Origin of the sequence: Bacteroides clarus YIT 12056 (assembly GCF_900129655.1) — a bacterium.
In the GTDB taxonomy this organism is placed as follows: Bacteria; Bacteroidota; Bacteroidia; order Bacteroidales; family Bacteroidaceae; genus Bacteroides; species Bacteroides clarus.
In genome coordinates this window covers 225,287-240,055 of record NZ_FQWK01000001.1, presented here as the reverse complement: position 1 = coordinate 240,055, position 14,769 = coordinate 225,287, and the positions used below count along the sequence as shown (strand labels likewise).

The 14,769-nt window shown below is 50.7% G+C and carries 12 protein-coding genes; 10 read left to right on the top strand and 2 right to left on the bottom strand.

What is annotated here, in order from left to right; translation table 11 throughout:
* Position 1 precedes the first annotated feature (1 nt).
* The 8 genes from BUB52_RS00925 (at position 2) to BUB52_RS00890 (ending at position 9,121) form a co-directional block, all read left to right on the top strand.
* Entirely contained in the window at positions 2-1,597 is a 1,596-nt protein-coding gene (locus BUB52_RS00925; RefSeq protein WP_039951154.1) for an NADH-quinone oxidoreductase subunit D, read from the top strand.
* A 64-nt stretch (positions 1,598-1,661) separates the two neighbouring features.
* Entirely contained in the window at positions 1,662-2,738 is a 1,077-nt protein-coding gene (gene nuoH / locus BUB52_RS00920) for an NADH-quinone oxidoreductase subunit NuoH (RefSeq protein WP_009123015.1), read from the top strand.
* Positions 2,738-3,241: a NuoI/complex I 23 kDa subunit family protein gene (locus tag BUB52_RS00915; RefSeq protein WP_009123014.1), complete on the top strand. Its 504-nt coding sequence runs from the start codon at positions 2,738-2,740 to the stop codon at positions 3,239-3,241. The genes nuoH and BUB52_RS00915 overlap by 1 nt, the downstream gene beginning before the upstream one ends.
* A 29-nt stretch (positions 3,242-3,270) precedes the next feature.
* A complete protein-coding gene (locus BUB52_RS00910) occupies positions 3,271-3,783 on the top strand; it encodes an NADH-quinone oxidoreductase subunit J family protein (protein ID WP_009123013.1) in 513 nt (170 codons plus the stop codon).
* 5 nt (positions 3,784-3,788) lie between these two features.
* Complete coding sequence (gene nuoK / locus BUB52_RS00905; RefSeq protein WP_009123012.1) at positions 3,789-4,097, top strand: NADH-quinone oxidoreductase subunit NuoK; 309 nt, start codon at positions 3,789-3,791, stop codon at positions 4,095-4,097.
* Between the two features lie 76 nt (positions 4,098-4,173).
* Positions 4,174-6,090: an NADH-quinone oxidoreductase subunit L gene (nuoL, locus tag BUB52_RS00900; RefSeq protein WP_009123011.1), complete on the top strand. Its 1,917-nt coding sequence runs from the start codon at positions 4,174-4,176 to the stop codon at positions 6,088-6,090.
* 69 nt (positions 6,091-6,159) lie between these two features.
* On the top strand, positions 6,160-7,647 hold the full coding sequence (locus BUB52_RS00895; protein WP_009123010.1) for a complex I subunit 4 family protein: 1,488 nt from the start codon (positions 6,160-6,162) through the stop codon (positions 7,645-7,647).
* Between the two features lie 34 nt (positions 7,648-7,681).
* Complete coding sequence (locus BUB52_RS00890) at positions 7,682-9,121, top strand: NADH-quinone oxidoreductase subunit N (RefSeq protein ID WP_009123009.1); 1,440 nt, start codon at positions 7,682-7,684, stop codon at positions 9,119-9,121.
* A gap of 150 nt (positions 9,122-9,271) precedes the next feature.
* On the opposite strand, the gene BUB52_RS00885 is transcribed toward BUB52_RS00890, so the two are convergent.
* Positions 9,272-10,141, bottom strand: a complete 870-nt coding sequence (locus BUB52_RS00885; RefSeq protein WP_050792291.1) for an AraC family transcriptional regulator — start codon at positions 10,139-10,141, stop codon at positions 9,272-9,274.
* 515 nt (positions 10,142-10,656) lie between these two features.
* Here BUB52_RS00885 and uxuA point away from each other — a divergent pair.
* Both uxuA and BUB52_RS00875 read left to right on the top strand, forming a co-directional pair.
* Positions 10,657-11,835, top strand: a complete 1,179-nt coding sequence (uxuA, locus tag BUB52_RS00880; protein ID WP_009123005.1) for a mannonate dehydratase — start codon at positions 10,657-10,659, stop codon at positions 11,833-11,835.
* Between the two features lie 50 nt (positions 11,836-11,885).
* Positions 11,886-12,701, top strand: a complete 816-nt coding sequence (locus BUB52_RS00875; RefSeq protein WP_004289114.1) for an SDR family oxidoreductase — start codon at positions 11,886-11,888, stop codon at positions 12,699-12,701.
* Between the two features lie 99 nt (positions 12,702-12,800).
* On the opposite strand, the gene BUB52_RS00870 is transcribed toward BUB52_RS00875, so the two are convergent.
* Positions 12,801-14,759 carry a RagB/SusD family nutrient uptake outer membrane protein gene (locus BUB52_RS00870; RefSeq protein ID WP_009123004.1) on the bottom strand — a complete coding sequence of 653 codons (1,959 nt, stop codon included), beginning with the start codon at positions 14,757-14,759 and terminating at the stop codon, positions 12,801-12,803.
* Positions 14,760-14,769: the final 10 nt, after the last annotated feature.

The following is a 14,769-nucleotide window of genomic DNA, read 5'->3' as shown; positions in this document are numbered from 1 at the left end:
TATGAATGCAATAAGATATATAGAGCCCGCGGCTTTGCATGACGAGATGCTGCGCCTGCGGCAAGAAGAGCAGATGGACTTTCTGGAATGCCTCACCGGTATGGACTGGGGCGAACCGGATACCGCCAAAGATACTCCCGATACTCCGCGCGGACTTGGCGTAGTGTATCAGTTGGAGTCCACCGTTACCGGCAAACGGGTTGCGGTTCGCACCGCCACTCTCGACCGGGAACATCCCGAACTCCCTTCCGTTTGCGACATCTGGAAGGCCGCAGACTTCCTGGAACGTGAAGTGTTCGACTTCTATGGCGTAGTGTTCATCGGACACCCCGATATGAGACGCCTCTATCTGCGCAATGACTGGATAGGCTATCCGATGCGTAAAGACGATGACCCGGAGGCACAGAACCCTCTGCGCATGGATAACGAAGAAACCATTGATACCACCACCGAGCTGGAACTTAACCCGGACGGAACCGTAAAGAACAAAGAGTCACAACTCTTCGGCGACGACGAATATGTGGTAAACATCGGTCCCCAGCACCCTGCCACCCACGGCGTAATGCGTTTCCGCGTATCGTTGGAAGGTGAAATCATCGAAAAGATAGATGCCAACTGCGGATATATCCACCGTGGTATCGAGAAAATGTGCGAAAGCCTTACATACCCGCAGACACTGGCTCTGACCGACCGTCTGGACTATCTGGGCGCTCACCAGAACCGCCATGCCCTGTGTATGTGTATCGAAAAGGCCATGGGCATAGAGGTAAGCGAGCGCGTACAATACATCCGCACCATCATGGACGAGCTGCAGCGTATCGATTCGCACCTGCTTTTCTACTCCTGTCTGGCAATGGACCTCGGTGCGCTGACCGCTTTCTTCTACGGCTTCCGTGACCGTGAAAAGATTTTGGACATCTTTGAAGGCACTTGCGGCGGGCGCCTCATCATGAACTACAACACGATTGGCGGCGTGCAAGCCGATATCGCTCCCGACTTCCAGAAGAAAGTGAAAGAATTCATCCCTTACCTGCGCGGCATCCTGCACGAATACCACGACGTGTTTACGGGAAATATCATTGCGCAGCAACGTCTGAAAGGCGTAGGCGTACTGTCCCGCGAAGACGCCATAGCTTTCGGCGCCACCGGCGGCACAGGGCGCGCCAGCGGTTGGGCGTGCGACGTACGTAAACGTATGCCTTACAGTGTATATGATAAGGTGGACTTCAAAGAGATTGTCCGCACCGAAGGAGACTCCTGGGCACGCTACCTCATCCGTATGGATGAAATCATGGAAAGCTTGAAAATCATCGAACAGCTGATAGACAATATCCCCGAAGGCGCATACCAGGAGAAGATGAAACCGATTATCCGTGTGCCGGAAGGCACTTACTATGCCGCCGTAGAAGGCAGCCGCGGTGAGTTCGGCGTATTCCTCGAGAGCCATGGCGACAAAACTCCCTACCGTTTGCACTTCCGCAGTACGGGTCTTCCGCTGGTATCTACCATAGATACGATTTGCCGCGGCGCAAAGATTGCCGACCTTATTGCCATCGGTGGAACACTGGACTATGTAGTACCGGATATCGATAGATAAAGGAGTAGATAGCAAACATACACCAAACTATCAAATAGTAAATCGTAAAATCGTAAATAAACAGATGTTTGACTTTAGTATAGTAACCAATTGGATTCACCAGATGCTGACCTCCTTCATGCCGGAAGGTCTGGCGGTGTTTCTCGAATGTGTAGTGATAGGCGTATGCATCATCCTGATGTATGCAGTGCTTGCCATTATCCTGATTTATATGGAGCGCAAGATATGCGCCTTTTTCCAATGCCGCCTCGGACCGATGCGTGTGGGAAAGTGGGGATTGCTCCAAGTGCCCTGCGACGTTATCAAGATGTTGACTAAAGAAATCATTGACCTGAAGTTCTCCGACAGATTCCTCTACAACCTGGCGCCGTTCATGGTCATTATAGCCTCGTTCCTCACTTTCGCCTGTCTGCCCATCAGCAAAGGGCTGGAAGTGCTTGACTTCAACGTGGGCGTGTTCTTCCTGCTTGCCGCTTCAAGTATCGGCGTGGTAGGTATCCTACTTGCCGGCTGGAGTTCCAACAACAAGTTCTCGCTTATCGGAGCCATGCGAAGCGGCGCGCAAATCATCAGTTACGAACTTTCCTGCGGGCTGAGTATCCTGACAATGGTAGTCCTGATGGGCACGATGCAGTTCTCCGAAATCGTAGCCGGACAAGCCGACGGCTGGTTTATATTCAAAGGACACATCCCGGCAGTTATAGCGTTCGTCATCTATCTTATTGCGGGTAATGCGGAAACCAACCGCGGCCCGTTCGACTTGCCCGAAGCCGAAAGCGAGCTGACCGCCGGTTATCATACGGAATACTCCGGTATGGGTTTCGGCTTCTTCTATCTGGCAGAGTACCTGAACCTGTTCATCGTAGCCGGTATAGCCGCCACTATTTTCCTGGGTGGCTGGATGCCGTTGCACATCGTCGGTCTGGACGGTTTCAATGCGGTCATGGATTACATTCCGGGCTTTGTGTGGTTCTTCGGCAAGGCATTCTTCGTAGTATTCCTGCTGATGTGGATTAAATGGACATTCCCGCGCCTGCGCATCGACCAGATTCTGAACCTCGAATGGAAATATCTGGTTCCTATCAGCATGGTGAACCTGATTCTAATGGTATTAATCGTAGTATTTAAATTACATTTCTGATGAAAGATAATAACTCCTACATAGGCAGCCTCATCAATGGTATCACTTCCCTGCTCACGGGTATGAAAACCACTATGACCGTTTTCTGCCGTAAGAAGACTACCGAACAATATCCGGAAAACCGGAAGACGCTGAAACTCTCCGAACGTTTCCGGGGTACGCTGACAATGCCCCACAATGAGCGGAACGAGCACCATTGCATCGCGTGCGGCCTGTGCCAGATGGCTTGTCCCAACGACACCATCAAGGTGACGAGCGAAACCGTAGAAACGGAAGACGGAAAGAAAAAGAAGATACTGGCGAAATACGAATACGACCTCGGCTCCTGTATATTCTGCCAGCTTTGCGTCAATGCCTGTCCGCACGATGCCATCACATTCGACCAGAACTTTGAGCATGCCGTATTCGACCGCAGCAAACTGGTACTGACGCTGAATCATCCGGGCAGTCACGTAGAAGAGAAGAAGAAACCCGCCGCTCCCCAACCCGAAGTAGCGAAGTAATTAGTAATTCATAATTAGTAATCAATAACATGGAATTTAATCTTGAAACAATAGTATTTTACTTCCTTGCGGCTTTTATTACCGTATTCTCCATACTGACGGTAACCACCAAACGTATGGTACGTTCGGCCACATACCTGCTGTTTGTGCTGTTCGGTACAGCCGGCATCTACTTCCTGCTGGGATACACATTCCTCGGTTCGGTACAGATTATGGTATACGCGGGCGGTATCGTCGTGCTTTACGTCTTCTCCATCCTGCTCACCAGCGGTGAAGGCGACATGGCGGGAAAGCTGAAACGCAGCAAGTTCCTCGCCGGACTGGGCACTACCGTAGCCGGAGCTGTCATTGTACTGTTCATAACCCTGAAACATAAATTCATCGCCACCACCGACGTAGCGCCTCTTGAAGTCAACATCAAGACTATCGGCCACCACATGCTGAGCGGTGACAAGTACGGTTACCTGTTGCCTTTCGAAGCCGTCAGTATTCTGCTGCTGGCATGTATCGTAGGCGGATTATTAATAGCACGTAAAAGATAAGAATTATGATACACATGGAATATTACCTGATAGTCTCGGCTATCATGTTTTTCGCCGGTATCTACGGGTTCTTCACCCGCCGCAATACCTTGGCGATATTGATTTCAATCGAGTTGATACTGAACGCTACGGACATCAACTTCGCGGTATTCAACCGTTTTCTGTTTCCCGGCGGGCTGGAAGGCTATTTCTTCGCCCTGTTCTCCATCGCCATCTCGGCGGCCGAGACAGCTGTGGCCATCGCTATCATGATTAACATCTATCGCAACATACGTTCTATCCAGGTGAACAAGCTGGACGAACTCAAATGGTAATCACTAAATTTAAAATTAAAAGAGAAATGGAGTTTCATTTTTTAATTCTCAACTCTTAATTCTCAATTTAGAAATTATGGAATATACGATTCTAATCCTTCTTCTTCCCTTGCTCTCGTTCCTTGTGTTGGGATTGGGCGGCAAATGGATGTCGCACCGCACCGCCGGAATCATCGGCACGGCGGTACTGGGTGCAGTGGCGATACTCTCCTACCTCACCGCAATACAATATTTCGCCTCTCCCCGGCTGGCAGACGGCACATACGCCACGCTGACGCCTTACAACTGTACATGGCTGCCGTTCACACCGTCGCTCAGCATTGACCTGGGCATCTTGCTCGATCCCATATCGGTGATGATGCTGATTGTCATAAGTACCGTATCATTCATGGTACACCTCTACTCTTTCGGCTATATGAAAGGGGAACGCGGTTTCCAACGCTATTATGCTTTCCTCTCGCTTTTCACCATGTCCATGCTGGGGCTGGTGGTAGCGACCAATATCTTCCAGATGTATCTGTTCTGGGAGCTGGTGGGTGTATCTTCCTACCTGCTGATCGGCTTCTACTATACGAAACCCGCGGCAATCGCCGCCAGCAAGAAAGCGTTTATCGTGACCCGTTTTGCCGACCTTGGCTTCCTTATCGGTATTCTGGTTTACGGTTACTATGCCGGAACCTATACTTTCCAGCCCAATGAAATGGCACTGCTGAAAGGCGGCGCAACAATGATTCCGCTGGCGCTGGGACTGATGTTCATCGGTGGAGCCGGCAAGAGCGCCATGTTCCCGCTGCACATCTGGCTGCCCGACGCCATGGAAGGCCCTACTCCGGTCAGCGCGTTGATTCATGCCGCTACCATGGTCGTCGCAGGCGTCTATCTGGTGGCACGCATGTTCCCGCTGTTCATCGACTATGCACCCCATGTGCTGCACCTCGTTGCCTATGTAGGCGCATTCACAGCGTTCTACGCCGCCAGCGTAGCCTGTGTGCAAAGCGACATCAAGCGTGTGCTCGCCTTCTCCACCATCTCTCAGATAGGCTTTATGATGGTGGCTCTCGGCGTATGTACTTCCATGAACCCGCACGAAGGCGGGCTGGGCTATATGGCAGGTATGTTCCATTTGTTTACGCACGCCATGTTCAAGGCATTGCTGTTCCTCGGCGCAGGCAGCATCATCCATGCGGTGCACAGCAACGAGATGTCCGCTATGGGCGGGCTGCGCAAATATATGCCGATTACGCATATCACTTTCCTGATAGCCTGCCTTGCCATCGCCGGCATTCCCCCGTTCTCCGGATTCTTCTCCAAGGACGAGATATTGACGGCCTGCTTCCAATTCAGCCCTGCCATGGGTTGGATAATGACAGTGATTGCCGCAATGACCGCATTCTATATGTTCCGCCTCTACTACGGCATTTTCTGGAGCGACAGGAAGTCGGCGGTTAGCGACGAGCACGCGCAAGACACTGAGCACGCGCACCACACTCCCCACGAAAGCCCGTTGACGATGACCGTCCCGTTGATGTTCCTCGCCGTTGTTACAGTGGTTGCCGGATTCATTCCTTTCGGACACTTCGTCAGTTCAAACGGCGAAGCCTATACCATTCATCTGGACTGGGGCGTGGCAGGTACAAGCATAGCCATCGCCGTTATTTCCATAGCTTTGGCAACCTATATGTATAAAAGCGGAAAGCAACCCGTCGCCAATGCGCTTGCCCGCCGCTTCAACGGTTTGTGGACGGCAGCCTACCACCGCTTCTATATCGATGAAGTTTACCAGTTTATCACCCACCGCATCATTTTCGGCTGCATCAGCCGTCCCATTGCCTGGTGGGACCGTCATGTGGTAGACGGCTTCTTCGACTTTCTGGCCTGGGGCGCCAATGCCACCAGCGACGAGATACGAGGCCTGCAAAGCGGACGCATCCAGCAATACACCTTCGTATTCCTGCTGGGTACGCTCATACTGATATTGCTGCTGTTGCTGTAAACGAGAAACGGACATTGATATCGATGTATCAATCCATAGAACAATAACAATTAATACAATACTATAAAGATGAATTTCTTATCCATATTCGTACTCATCCCTTTGCTGATGCTGCTGGGTCTTTGGCTCAGCCGTAACATAGCACAGATACGCGCGGTGATGACAACCGGCGCTTCGGCACTGCTCATCGCTGCCGTCGGACTGACTATCGTCTATCTGCAAGCCCGTCATGGCGGCGCTACGGATGAAATGCTGTTCCGTGCCGACGTAGCCTGGTATCCCGCCCTCAACATTCACTATTCCGTAGGTGTGGACGGCATCTCGGTAGCCATGCTGCTGCTCTCGGCCGTCATTGTCTTTACGGGAACATTCGCCTCCTGGCGTCTGCAACCGCTGACCAAAGAATATTTCCTGTGGTTCACCCTGCTGTCAATGGGTGTGTTCGGCTTCTTTATCTCCACCGACCTGTTCACCATGTTCATGTTCTACGAGGTAGCGCTTATCCCGATGTACCTGCTGATTGGCGTATGGGGCTCGGGACGCAAGGAATATGCCGCCATGAAACTGACACTGATGCTTATGGGCGGTTCCGCTTTCCTGCTGATCGGTATCCTGGGTATCTACTTCGGCAGCGGCGCCACCACCATGAACCTGCTGGAAATAGCCCAACTGCACAATATCCCTATCGAGCAACAACGCATCTGGTTCCCGCTTACCTTCCTTGGTTTCGGTGTGCTGGGCGCTCTGTTCCCTTTCCACACATGGAGCCCCGACGGTCACGCATCCGCACCGACTGCCGTTTCCATGCTGCATGCGGGCGTACTGATGAAACTGGGCGGTTACGGATGTTTCCGCATCGCCATGTATCTGATGCCCGAAGCCGCGCAGGAACTCGGCTGGATATTCCTCGTACTGACAGGTATCTCCGTTGTATACGGCGCATTCTCCGCCTGCGTGCAAACCGACCTGAAATATATCAACGCCTACTCTTCCGTATCGCACTGCGGTCTGGTGCTTTTCGCCATTCTGATGATGAACCGGACGGCCTGTACGGGCGCCGTGCTGCAAATGCTTTCCCACGGATTGATGACCGCCCTGTTCTTCGCCCTTATCGGTATGATTTACGGACGTACGCACACACGTGACGTACGCGAGCTTAGCGGACTGATGAAGATTATGCCTTTCCTGGCCGTATCCTACGTCATCGCCGGTCTTGCCAACCTCGGTTTGCCGGGACTCAGCGGCTTCATCGCCGAAATGACAATCTTCAACGGCGCTTTCCAGCATCCCGATACATTCCACCGCGTATGGACCGTCATTGCCTGCACAAGCATCGTGATTACCGCGGTCTACATTCTGCGCCTTGTCGGTAAAATCCTTTACGGAACCTGCACCAACAAGCACCACCTGACATTGACCGATGCCACGTGGGACGAACGTACCGCCGTAATCATCCTTATCGCTTGCGTAGCCGGCCTCGGTCTTGCCCCGCTGTGGATAAGCAACATGATTGGAGACAGCGTGCTGCCGGTAGTCAACCTATTAGCCACTCACTAATCATTAATCACTAAACAGTTAATCACTAAATAACATGGATTACTCCCAATTTCTCTTAATGAAGGAAGAGCTGTCGCTGATAGCGGTTATCGTTATCCTCTTCATAGCCGACCTCTTCATGAGTCCGGATGCGCACAAAAACGACGGCAAGCCGATGTTGAACACCATGCTGCCCGTTGTTCTGCTCATTATCCATACGCTTATAACCATCATTCCCGGCCCGGCAGCCGACGCTTTCGGCGGGATGTACCATAACCAGCCGATACAGAGCATCGTCAAATCCATTCTCAGCGTAGGTACGCTTATCGTATTCCTCATGGCGCACGAATGGATGCGCCGCCCCGATACGGCAATCAAGCAAGGCGAGTTTTATGTGCTGACACTCTCCACGCTGCTGGGTATGTATTTTATGATTTCCGCCGGCCATTTCCTGATGTTCTTCATCGGACTGGAAACCGCCAGTATCCCGATGGCCGCACTGGTGGCTTTCGACAAGTACCGCCACCACTCCGCCGAGGCAGGAGCCAAATACATTCTTACCGCACTCTTTTCCAGCGGCCTGCTGCTTTACGGCCTTTCGCTGATATACGGTTCGGTAGGTACGCTCTACTTCGCTGATATTCCGGCACGTCTGGACGGAAACCCGTTACAGATTATGGCGTTCGTATTCTTTTTCTCCGGCATGGGATTCAAGATTTCATTGGTGCCCTTCCACTTGTGGACGGCCGACGTATACGAAGGCGCCCCGAGTACGGTAACCGCTTACCTGAGCGTTATCTCCAAAGGCGCGGCGGCATTCGTGCTGATGACCATACTTTATAAAGTGTTTGCCCCGATGGTGGCGCAATGGCAGGAAGTGCTTTACTGGGTTATCATCGCCTCCATCACGCTTGCCAACCTCTTCGCGCTGCGCCAGGAAAACCTGAAACGACTGATGGCGTTCTCCAGTATCTCACAGGCCGGTTACATCATGCTGGGTGTCATCAGCGGAACGTCACTGGGTATGACGTCACTGGTGTACTACGTATTGATTTACCTGTTTGCCAACCTCGCGGTCTTTACCGTTATCACGATTGTGGCATTACGTGCCAATAAGTTTACGCTGGAAGATTACAACGGATTGTACACCACCAATCCCAAGCTGGCTTTCCTCATGACATTGGCGCTGTTCTCACTGGCGGGTATCCCGCCGTTTGCGGGCTTCTTCTCGAAGTTCTTCATCTTTGCGGCAGCCTTCCAGAGCGGTTTCCATCTGCTGGTATTCATTGCGCTGATCAACACAATCCTGTCACTTTACTATTATCTGAAGATTGTAAAGGCAATGTACATCAACAAGAGCGACGAGCCGATTACCGCTTTCCGCAGCGACAACTACACGCGCGCCAGCCTTGTCATCTGTACGCTGGGCATCGTGGCGCTGAGCATTGCAAGCGTGGTATACCAGTCCATCGACAAGTTCTCGTTCGGCATGTAGCGGTTGGTTTTCCGTAAAACAACGTTTATCACATATCCCCCTTCACCTTCCACGCTCCCCTTTCCACGGGAGATAGAGGGTGAAGGGGGATTAATATGTCAAGGAAGTTGAGGAGCCAGGAGCTTATCAACGCTTCGACAGCCCTTAATTCTACTTCATGATTTGGTTTCTGTACTGCGTCGGCGTCAGCCCCGTCAGTTGCTTAAAGGTACGGTTGAAATGCGAGATAGAGTCGAAGCCGCACTCCACCGCTATCTGCGAAATCTCCATGTCACCGATGGTCAACAACTTGCACGCATAGCCGATGCGCATATCCGTTACATATTGCAGGAAAGTCTTTTCCGTGACCTCTTTGAAGAAGCGGCAAAAGGCGCTGCTGTTCATATTCGCCATTTCGGCAATCTCGTTGAGCTTAAGGGAACGGGTGTAATTGCTGTTGATGAAGGAGATGATTTTATCAATCCGTTTGTTGCCTGCCGTGGGGAACTTCTCGTAGTAGAAAGGGCTTGCCAACATCTTCTTTGGGGAAGACACGGACAATCCCTGCAATAAATCCAGCAATCCCGTTATCTGCCCGAAGCCTTTCAGTTCGGGAAAAGCGGATACCATGTCACGTGCCGGGCTGTCGTCGGCAGTGTGAAAAACGACTCCCCGTTTGGCCTCTTTCAGCAGCAGCCGTATCTGATGAAACTGCGGATAATGGTCGAAAGAGTATTGCATGAAGTTCTCCTCGAACTGAATGATGGTGCCTTGCACCCGCAGCAAAGGATTACCGCAATGATAAGCATCGTCACTCCGCATGTAATGAGGCAGGTTGGGACCGAACAATATCACATCGCCGTCCGAAAACCGCTCTATGCAATCGCCCACAAAGCAGCGGCCGCTACTGTTCCTCACATAGATTATTTCGTACTGACTGTGGAAGTGCCAGGGATAAGTGAAACGGTCGTAGTCGTAGTAACGCGCCTTTATCGGGTTGGATTCCGATATCTGGAGTTGTTCGTTTATTATCTGTCTCATAACGCTGCTTGCTATCAGTCCGGCATCTGCCGGCTTGTCCGTAGAACAAAGATACGAATAATAATAATAAGTACACCGGGAAGAAAGAAATTACAAAGAGGGGATAACGGAAATAACAAGGGGGAACAACGAAAATACCAATAGCCGGTACACGGAATACCAACGCTTGGTAGCGGTTGTACCAAAGCATGGTACGAGCCGTACCTTAGTGTGGTATAAGATGTACCAACCGTTGGTATAAGCCGTACCAGATGCCGGTACTATATTGGTACTTATATGCTATTGATTTAAAGTCGTTTACTTCTCTGCGCCGGCTACTATCCCATCTTTCTTCCGATATATGCAAATATCCGCAAATATCCTGCAAATATCCGTTCATATACGGAGTGTTTTAGTGCCTATATTTGCACCGGATAAAGATGTGCATAGTTAGTTCATACTATCTGTCATTCAGAGAATACAGGCTTGCAACATCTGCTCAAACAATCATTTTAAATCATTAATACAAAGGAAGTATGGAAAAGACTTGGAGATGGTTTGGTAAGAAAGACAAAATAACGCTCGATATGCTTCGTCAAATCGGTGTGGAAGGTATAGTCACCGCTTTGCACGATGTGCCCAACGGCGAGATATGGACAGAGGAAGCTATCAACGATTTGAAGGCATATATCGAGTCCTACGGTTTGCGCTGGTCGGTTGTAGAGAGCCTGCCCGTATGCGAGGCCATTAAGTACGCCGGACCGGAACGCGAACAACTGATAGAAAATTACAAAATCAGCCTCGCCAACCTGGGTAAATGCGGCGTAAAGACCGTATGCTACAACTTTATGCCCGTTATCGACTGGATACGTACGGATTTGCAGCATCTCTGGGCGGACGGTACATCATCACTCTATTTCGACCGGGTACGTTTTGCCTATTTCGACCTGCGCATTCTTCAACGTGAGGGAGCCGAGAAAGACTACTCTGCGGAAGAACTGGCTAAGGTGGCCGAGCTGGACAAAACCATCACCGAAGCCGAAAAAGAGAGCCTTATCGACACAATCATCGTAAAGACACAGGGATTCGTAAACGGCAACATCAAGGAAGGCGACAAGAACCCGGTGAATATCTTCAAGAACCTGCTGGCCTTGTACAAAGGTATCGACCGCGACGCGCTCCGCGAAAACATGCGGTATTTCCTTGCCGCCGTCATGCCGGTGTGCGAGGAATACGGAGTGAATATGTGCGTACATCCCGACGACCCTCCTTTCCAAGTATTGGGTCTGCCGCGTATCGTTACCAACGAGGAGGACATCGCATGGTTCCTGAACGCTGTGGATAATCCTCACAACGGACTGACCTTCTGTGCCGGCTCGCTCAGCGCGGGAGAGCATAACGATACCCGCGAACTCGCCAGAAAGTTTGCATCACGTACCCACTTTGTACATCTGCGCAGCACCGCAGCCATGCCGGGCGGAAACTTCATAGAAAGCTCCCACCTGACGGGACGCGGGCACCTCATCGACCTTATCCGTATCTTCGAGCAAGAGAATCCGAACCTGCCCATGCGTGTAGACCACGGACGGATGATGCTGGGCGATGAGAATAAAGGATACAACCCCGGCTATTCATTCCACGGCCGCATGCTGGCGCTGGCACAGGTGGAAGGCATGATGGCAGTGGTGCGGGATGAAATGGGGATTGAGAATTAAGTATGAAGCATACAGTATAAGAACGATAAATAATAAAAGAAAGAAAAACTATGAACGAACAATTCAGTATTGCAGGTAAAGTAGCGGTCATCACCGGCGCAGGTGGTGTATTGGGCGGCAGCATCGCCAAGTGTTTTATGCAACAAGGCGCTAAAGTTGTAGCGGTGGACATCCGTCAGGAACAACTGGACAAGCGCGTAGAGGAACTGAAAACGTATGGTGAAGATGTTATCGGTATCGTAGGTAACGTACTGGACATCGCCAGCCTTGAGAAACTTGCCGATGACATCGTTGCCAAGTGGGGACGTATCGACATTCTGCTCAACATCGCCGGCGGAAATATGCCGGGCGCAACTCTGGCTCCCGACCAGCACTTCTACGACATGGATATCTCCTGCTGGGAGAAAGTTACCAACCTGAACATGAACGGAACCGTTTATCCGTCTTTGGTGTTCAGCAAAGTGATGGCAAAGCAGGGTAAAGGATGCATTGTCAACGTATCTTCCATGGCGGCATACAGCGCCATCACCCGTGTTCCGGGTTACTCGGCCGCCAAGACGGCCGTTGCCAACTTCACGCAATGGCTGGCAAGCGAACTGGCTCTGAAATACGGAGACGGTATCCGTGTCAACGCCATCGCCCCGGGCTTCTTCATCGGCGACCAGAACCGTGCCGTACTCATCAATCCCGACGGCTCACTGACCGACCGCAGCAAGAAAGTATTGGCCAAGACTCCGATGAAACGCTTCGGTGACATCAACGAGTTGAACGGCGCCGTACAATTCCTGTGCAGCGATGCCGCCAGCTTCGTTACAGGCGCATTGCTCCCTATCGACGGTGGTTTCAGCGCATTCAGCGGAGTATAATCCGGCAGAGGTTTTCCTCTAAGGAATGAATAAAGAAGGCTCTCTACCTTGCGGTAGAGAGCCTTCTTATTTATTATAAACTTATAAAATGGATATTGCTTAATATCCCGGATTCTGCTCTGCTTTCTTTTCTTCCGGAGTCAGTGCGTGACCGTTCTTCTGGATAGCATCCAGGTAGGTTTGCGGAATAGGACGCAGCAAGTGACGTTCTTCGATATTGGGAGCCGCTTCCGGATTGAAGGCTTTAACGCGGGCCACCAATGTTTTGGTTCTTGCCAAATCTACCCAACGGTGGAATTCACCGCAAAGTTCACGAGAACGTTCGTTCAGCAACAGGCACATCATGCGGTCGTAATCCGAAGAGTAGCCGAGTTTGGCTATGATTGCCTCATCTTCAGCCGGAAGATTATGAATATCCGTAATATCCAAGCTGGTAGCTGCCGTGGTTTCGGTTATGTTGTTGGATTCATAGTAGGAGTTCTCCGTATAATATGAATTCACGCCGTCATTCTTCCAACCCAGTGCATTTTCATTGTACGATGCCCCGCCGTCGCAATATGCGGAACGGTCTTCACCGCTCTTATAAGCCGCACGCTGACGAATCTTGTTGATATAATACAATGCATCATCGTATTGATTCTGACGGATCAGGACTTCGGCTGCAATCAGGTAGGTTTCGCCTACACGTGCCAGGATACCGTCACGATGTCCCTGCATATCGCCGAGCGCTTCACGAGAACCGTCGATATACTTATTAAGAGAAGCAAAACGTGTTACATCGTCATACAAGGCCACATCATCCGCACCATTACGGTCTTTCGGGTAAGCAACGAATACGGTAGGAATCTTCTTGCCGGTCTTGCTGTCCGTTACCTTCTCAGTGAGCTGTACTCCGTCAAAACGAGTATCGCCCGGACGATTGATAACATACATCACTCCCAAATCTCCCAACTGATAACCGGAATCTTTCTTTGGATTGTTCACGGCATATTTAGTCTTGAAGCTTTTCCAGAAACGTGAATCATTGACCATATCATACACATTGTACATGTAGTAAGAAGTTCTCAGACGTTGATATTCACGTCCGCCTGCCAAGTCGCGCTTCATCTGAGGCAGATTGTTGTAAACGGACAAGAAATAGAGATGGCAAGGATTGCCGTTGGCTCCTTCGGATGATTTATCAGAAGAGAACTGAGCGGAAAGGATTATCTCATCCAATTGCTCGCTGGGGCCGTCGGGCTCCGTATAGTTCCACAGTGCGGAGAAGTTCCCAGCCAACTGATGATGCGCAATCACTTCTTTAGCCAAACGCAAAGCCTCCGTCAGGTCTTCGTCTTTAGTAGCACCGTTCCAACTGTCGTTAATCTCACTGGCACGGAACAGATACGCTTTAGCAAGGAAATGAGCGGCAGCGTCTTTAGTCATTTTTCCGGTCAGGCTTGCCGTTTCGGGAAGCATATCATAGGCATTCTTCAAATCGCTGATAGCCTGCCCTACGGTAGCTTCCGCAGAAGAGCGGGTGAACTCACGAAGAGGCACATCACTCGGTTCGAGCTTCAAAGGTACGCCGCCATATTGAGAAACCAACTTCAAATAGTTGAACCCGCGCAGGAAATAAGCCTCTCCCATATAGGTCTTCTTATTCGCACCCGTATAGCTGTCGGGAGTAATCTTGCTCAGCAACAAGTTAGCATTATTGATACCGATGTACATATTGTCCCAAAGGCTTTCCGCCATTGTAGTATTGGAGTTGGCTGCCACAATTTGTGACTGGAAACTACCGTCATAATTGTTCCATACCTTGTTGGAACCGTCACCGCCCACGGTAAACTCGTCCGTACCATAGTTAGTGGTGGCATATGCCCACTCCTTACCAAAGTGGAAACGCAAATTATAATACATGCCTATTGCCAGCTGGTCAATACCTTCTTCCGTATCAAAATAGTCGGTATTCTGCTGAGTAGTCAGTTCTTCATCCAGAAAATCGCTGCAGGAAGCCATTGAACCTCCTAAAGCCAAGGCCATCAAGCCGAATGTAATACTTTTATATAGTTTCATGGTTATATGC

Excerpts from the sequence above, each read along its gene's own strand:
- nuoL (WP_009123011.1), top strand. The coding sequence starts at position 4,174 with ATGGAATATACGATTCTAATCCTTCTTCTTCCCTTGCTCTCGTTCCTT.
- nuoK (WP_009123012.1), top strand. The coding sequence starts at position 3,789 with ATGATACACATGGAATATTACCTGATAGTCTCGGCTATCATGTTTTTC.
- BUB52_RS00890 (WP_009123009.1), top strand. The coding sequence starts at position 7,682 with ATGGATTACTCCCAATTTCTCTTAATGAAGGAAGAGCTGTCGCTGATA.
- BUB52_RS00870 (WP_009123004.1), bottom strand. The coding sequence starts at position 14,759 with ATGAAACTATATAAAAGTATTACATTCGGCTTGATGGCCTTGGCTTTA.
- BUB52_RS00925 (WP_039951154.1), top strand. The coding sequence starts at position 2 with ATGAATGCAATAAGATATATAGAGCCCGCGGCTTTGCATGACGAGATG.
- uxuA (WP_009123005.1), top strand. The coding sequence starts at position 10,657 with ATGGAAAAGACTTGGAGATGGTTTGGTAAGAAAGACAAAATAACGCTC.
- nuoH (WP_009123015.1), top strand. The coding sequence starts at position 1,662 with ATGTTTGACTTTAGTATAGTAACCAATTGGATTCACCAGATGCTGACC.
- BUB52_RS00885 (WP_050792291.1), bottom strand. The coding sequence starts at position 10,141 with ATGAGACAGATAATAAACGAACAACTCCAGATATCGGAATCCAACCCG.
- BUB52_RS00875 (WP_004289114.1), top strand. The coding sequence starts at position 11,886 with ATGAACGAACAATTCAGTATTGCAGGTAAAGTAGCGGTCATCACCGGC.
- BUB52_RS00910 (WP_009123013.1), top strand. The coding sequence starts at position 3,271 with ATGGAATTTAATCTTGAAACAATAGTATTTTACTTCCTTGCGGCTTTT.
- BUB52_RS00915 (WP_009123014.1), top strand. The coding sequence starts at position 2,738 with ATGAAAGATAATAACTCCTACATAGGCAGCCTCATCAATGGTATCACT.
- BUB52_RS00895 (WP_009123010.1), top strand. The coding sequence starts at position 6,160 with ATGAATTTCTTATCCATATTCGTACTCATCCCTTTGCTGATGCTGCTG.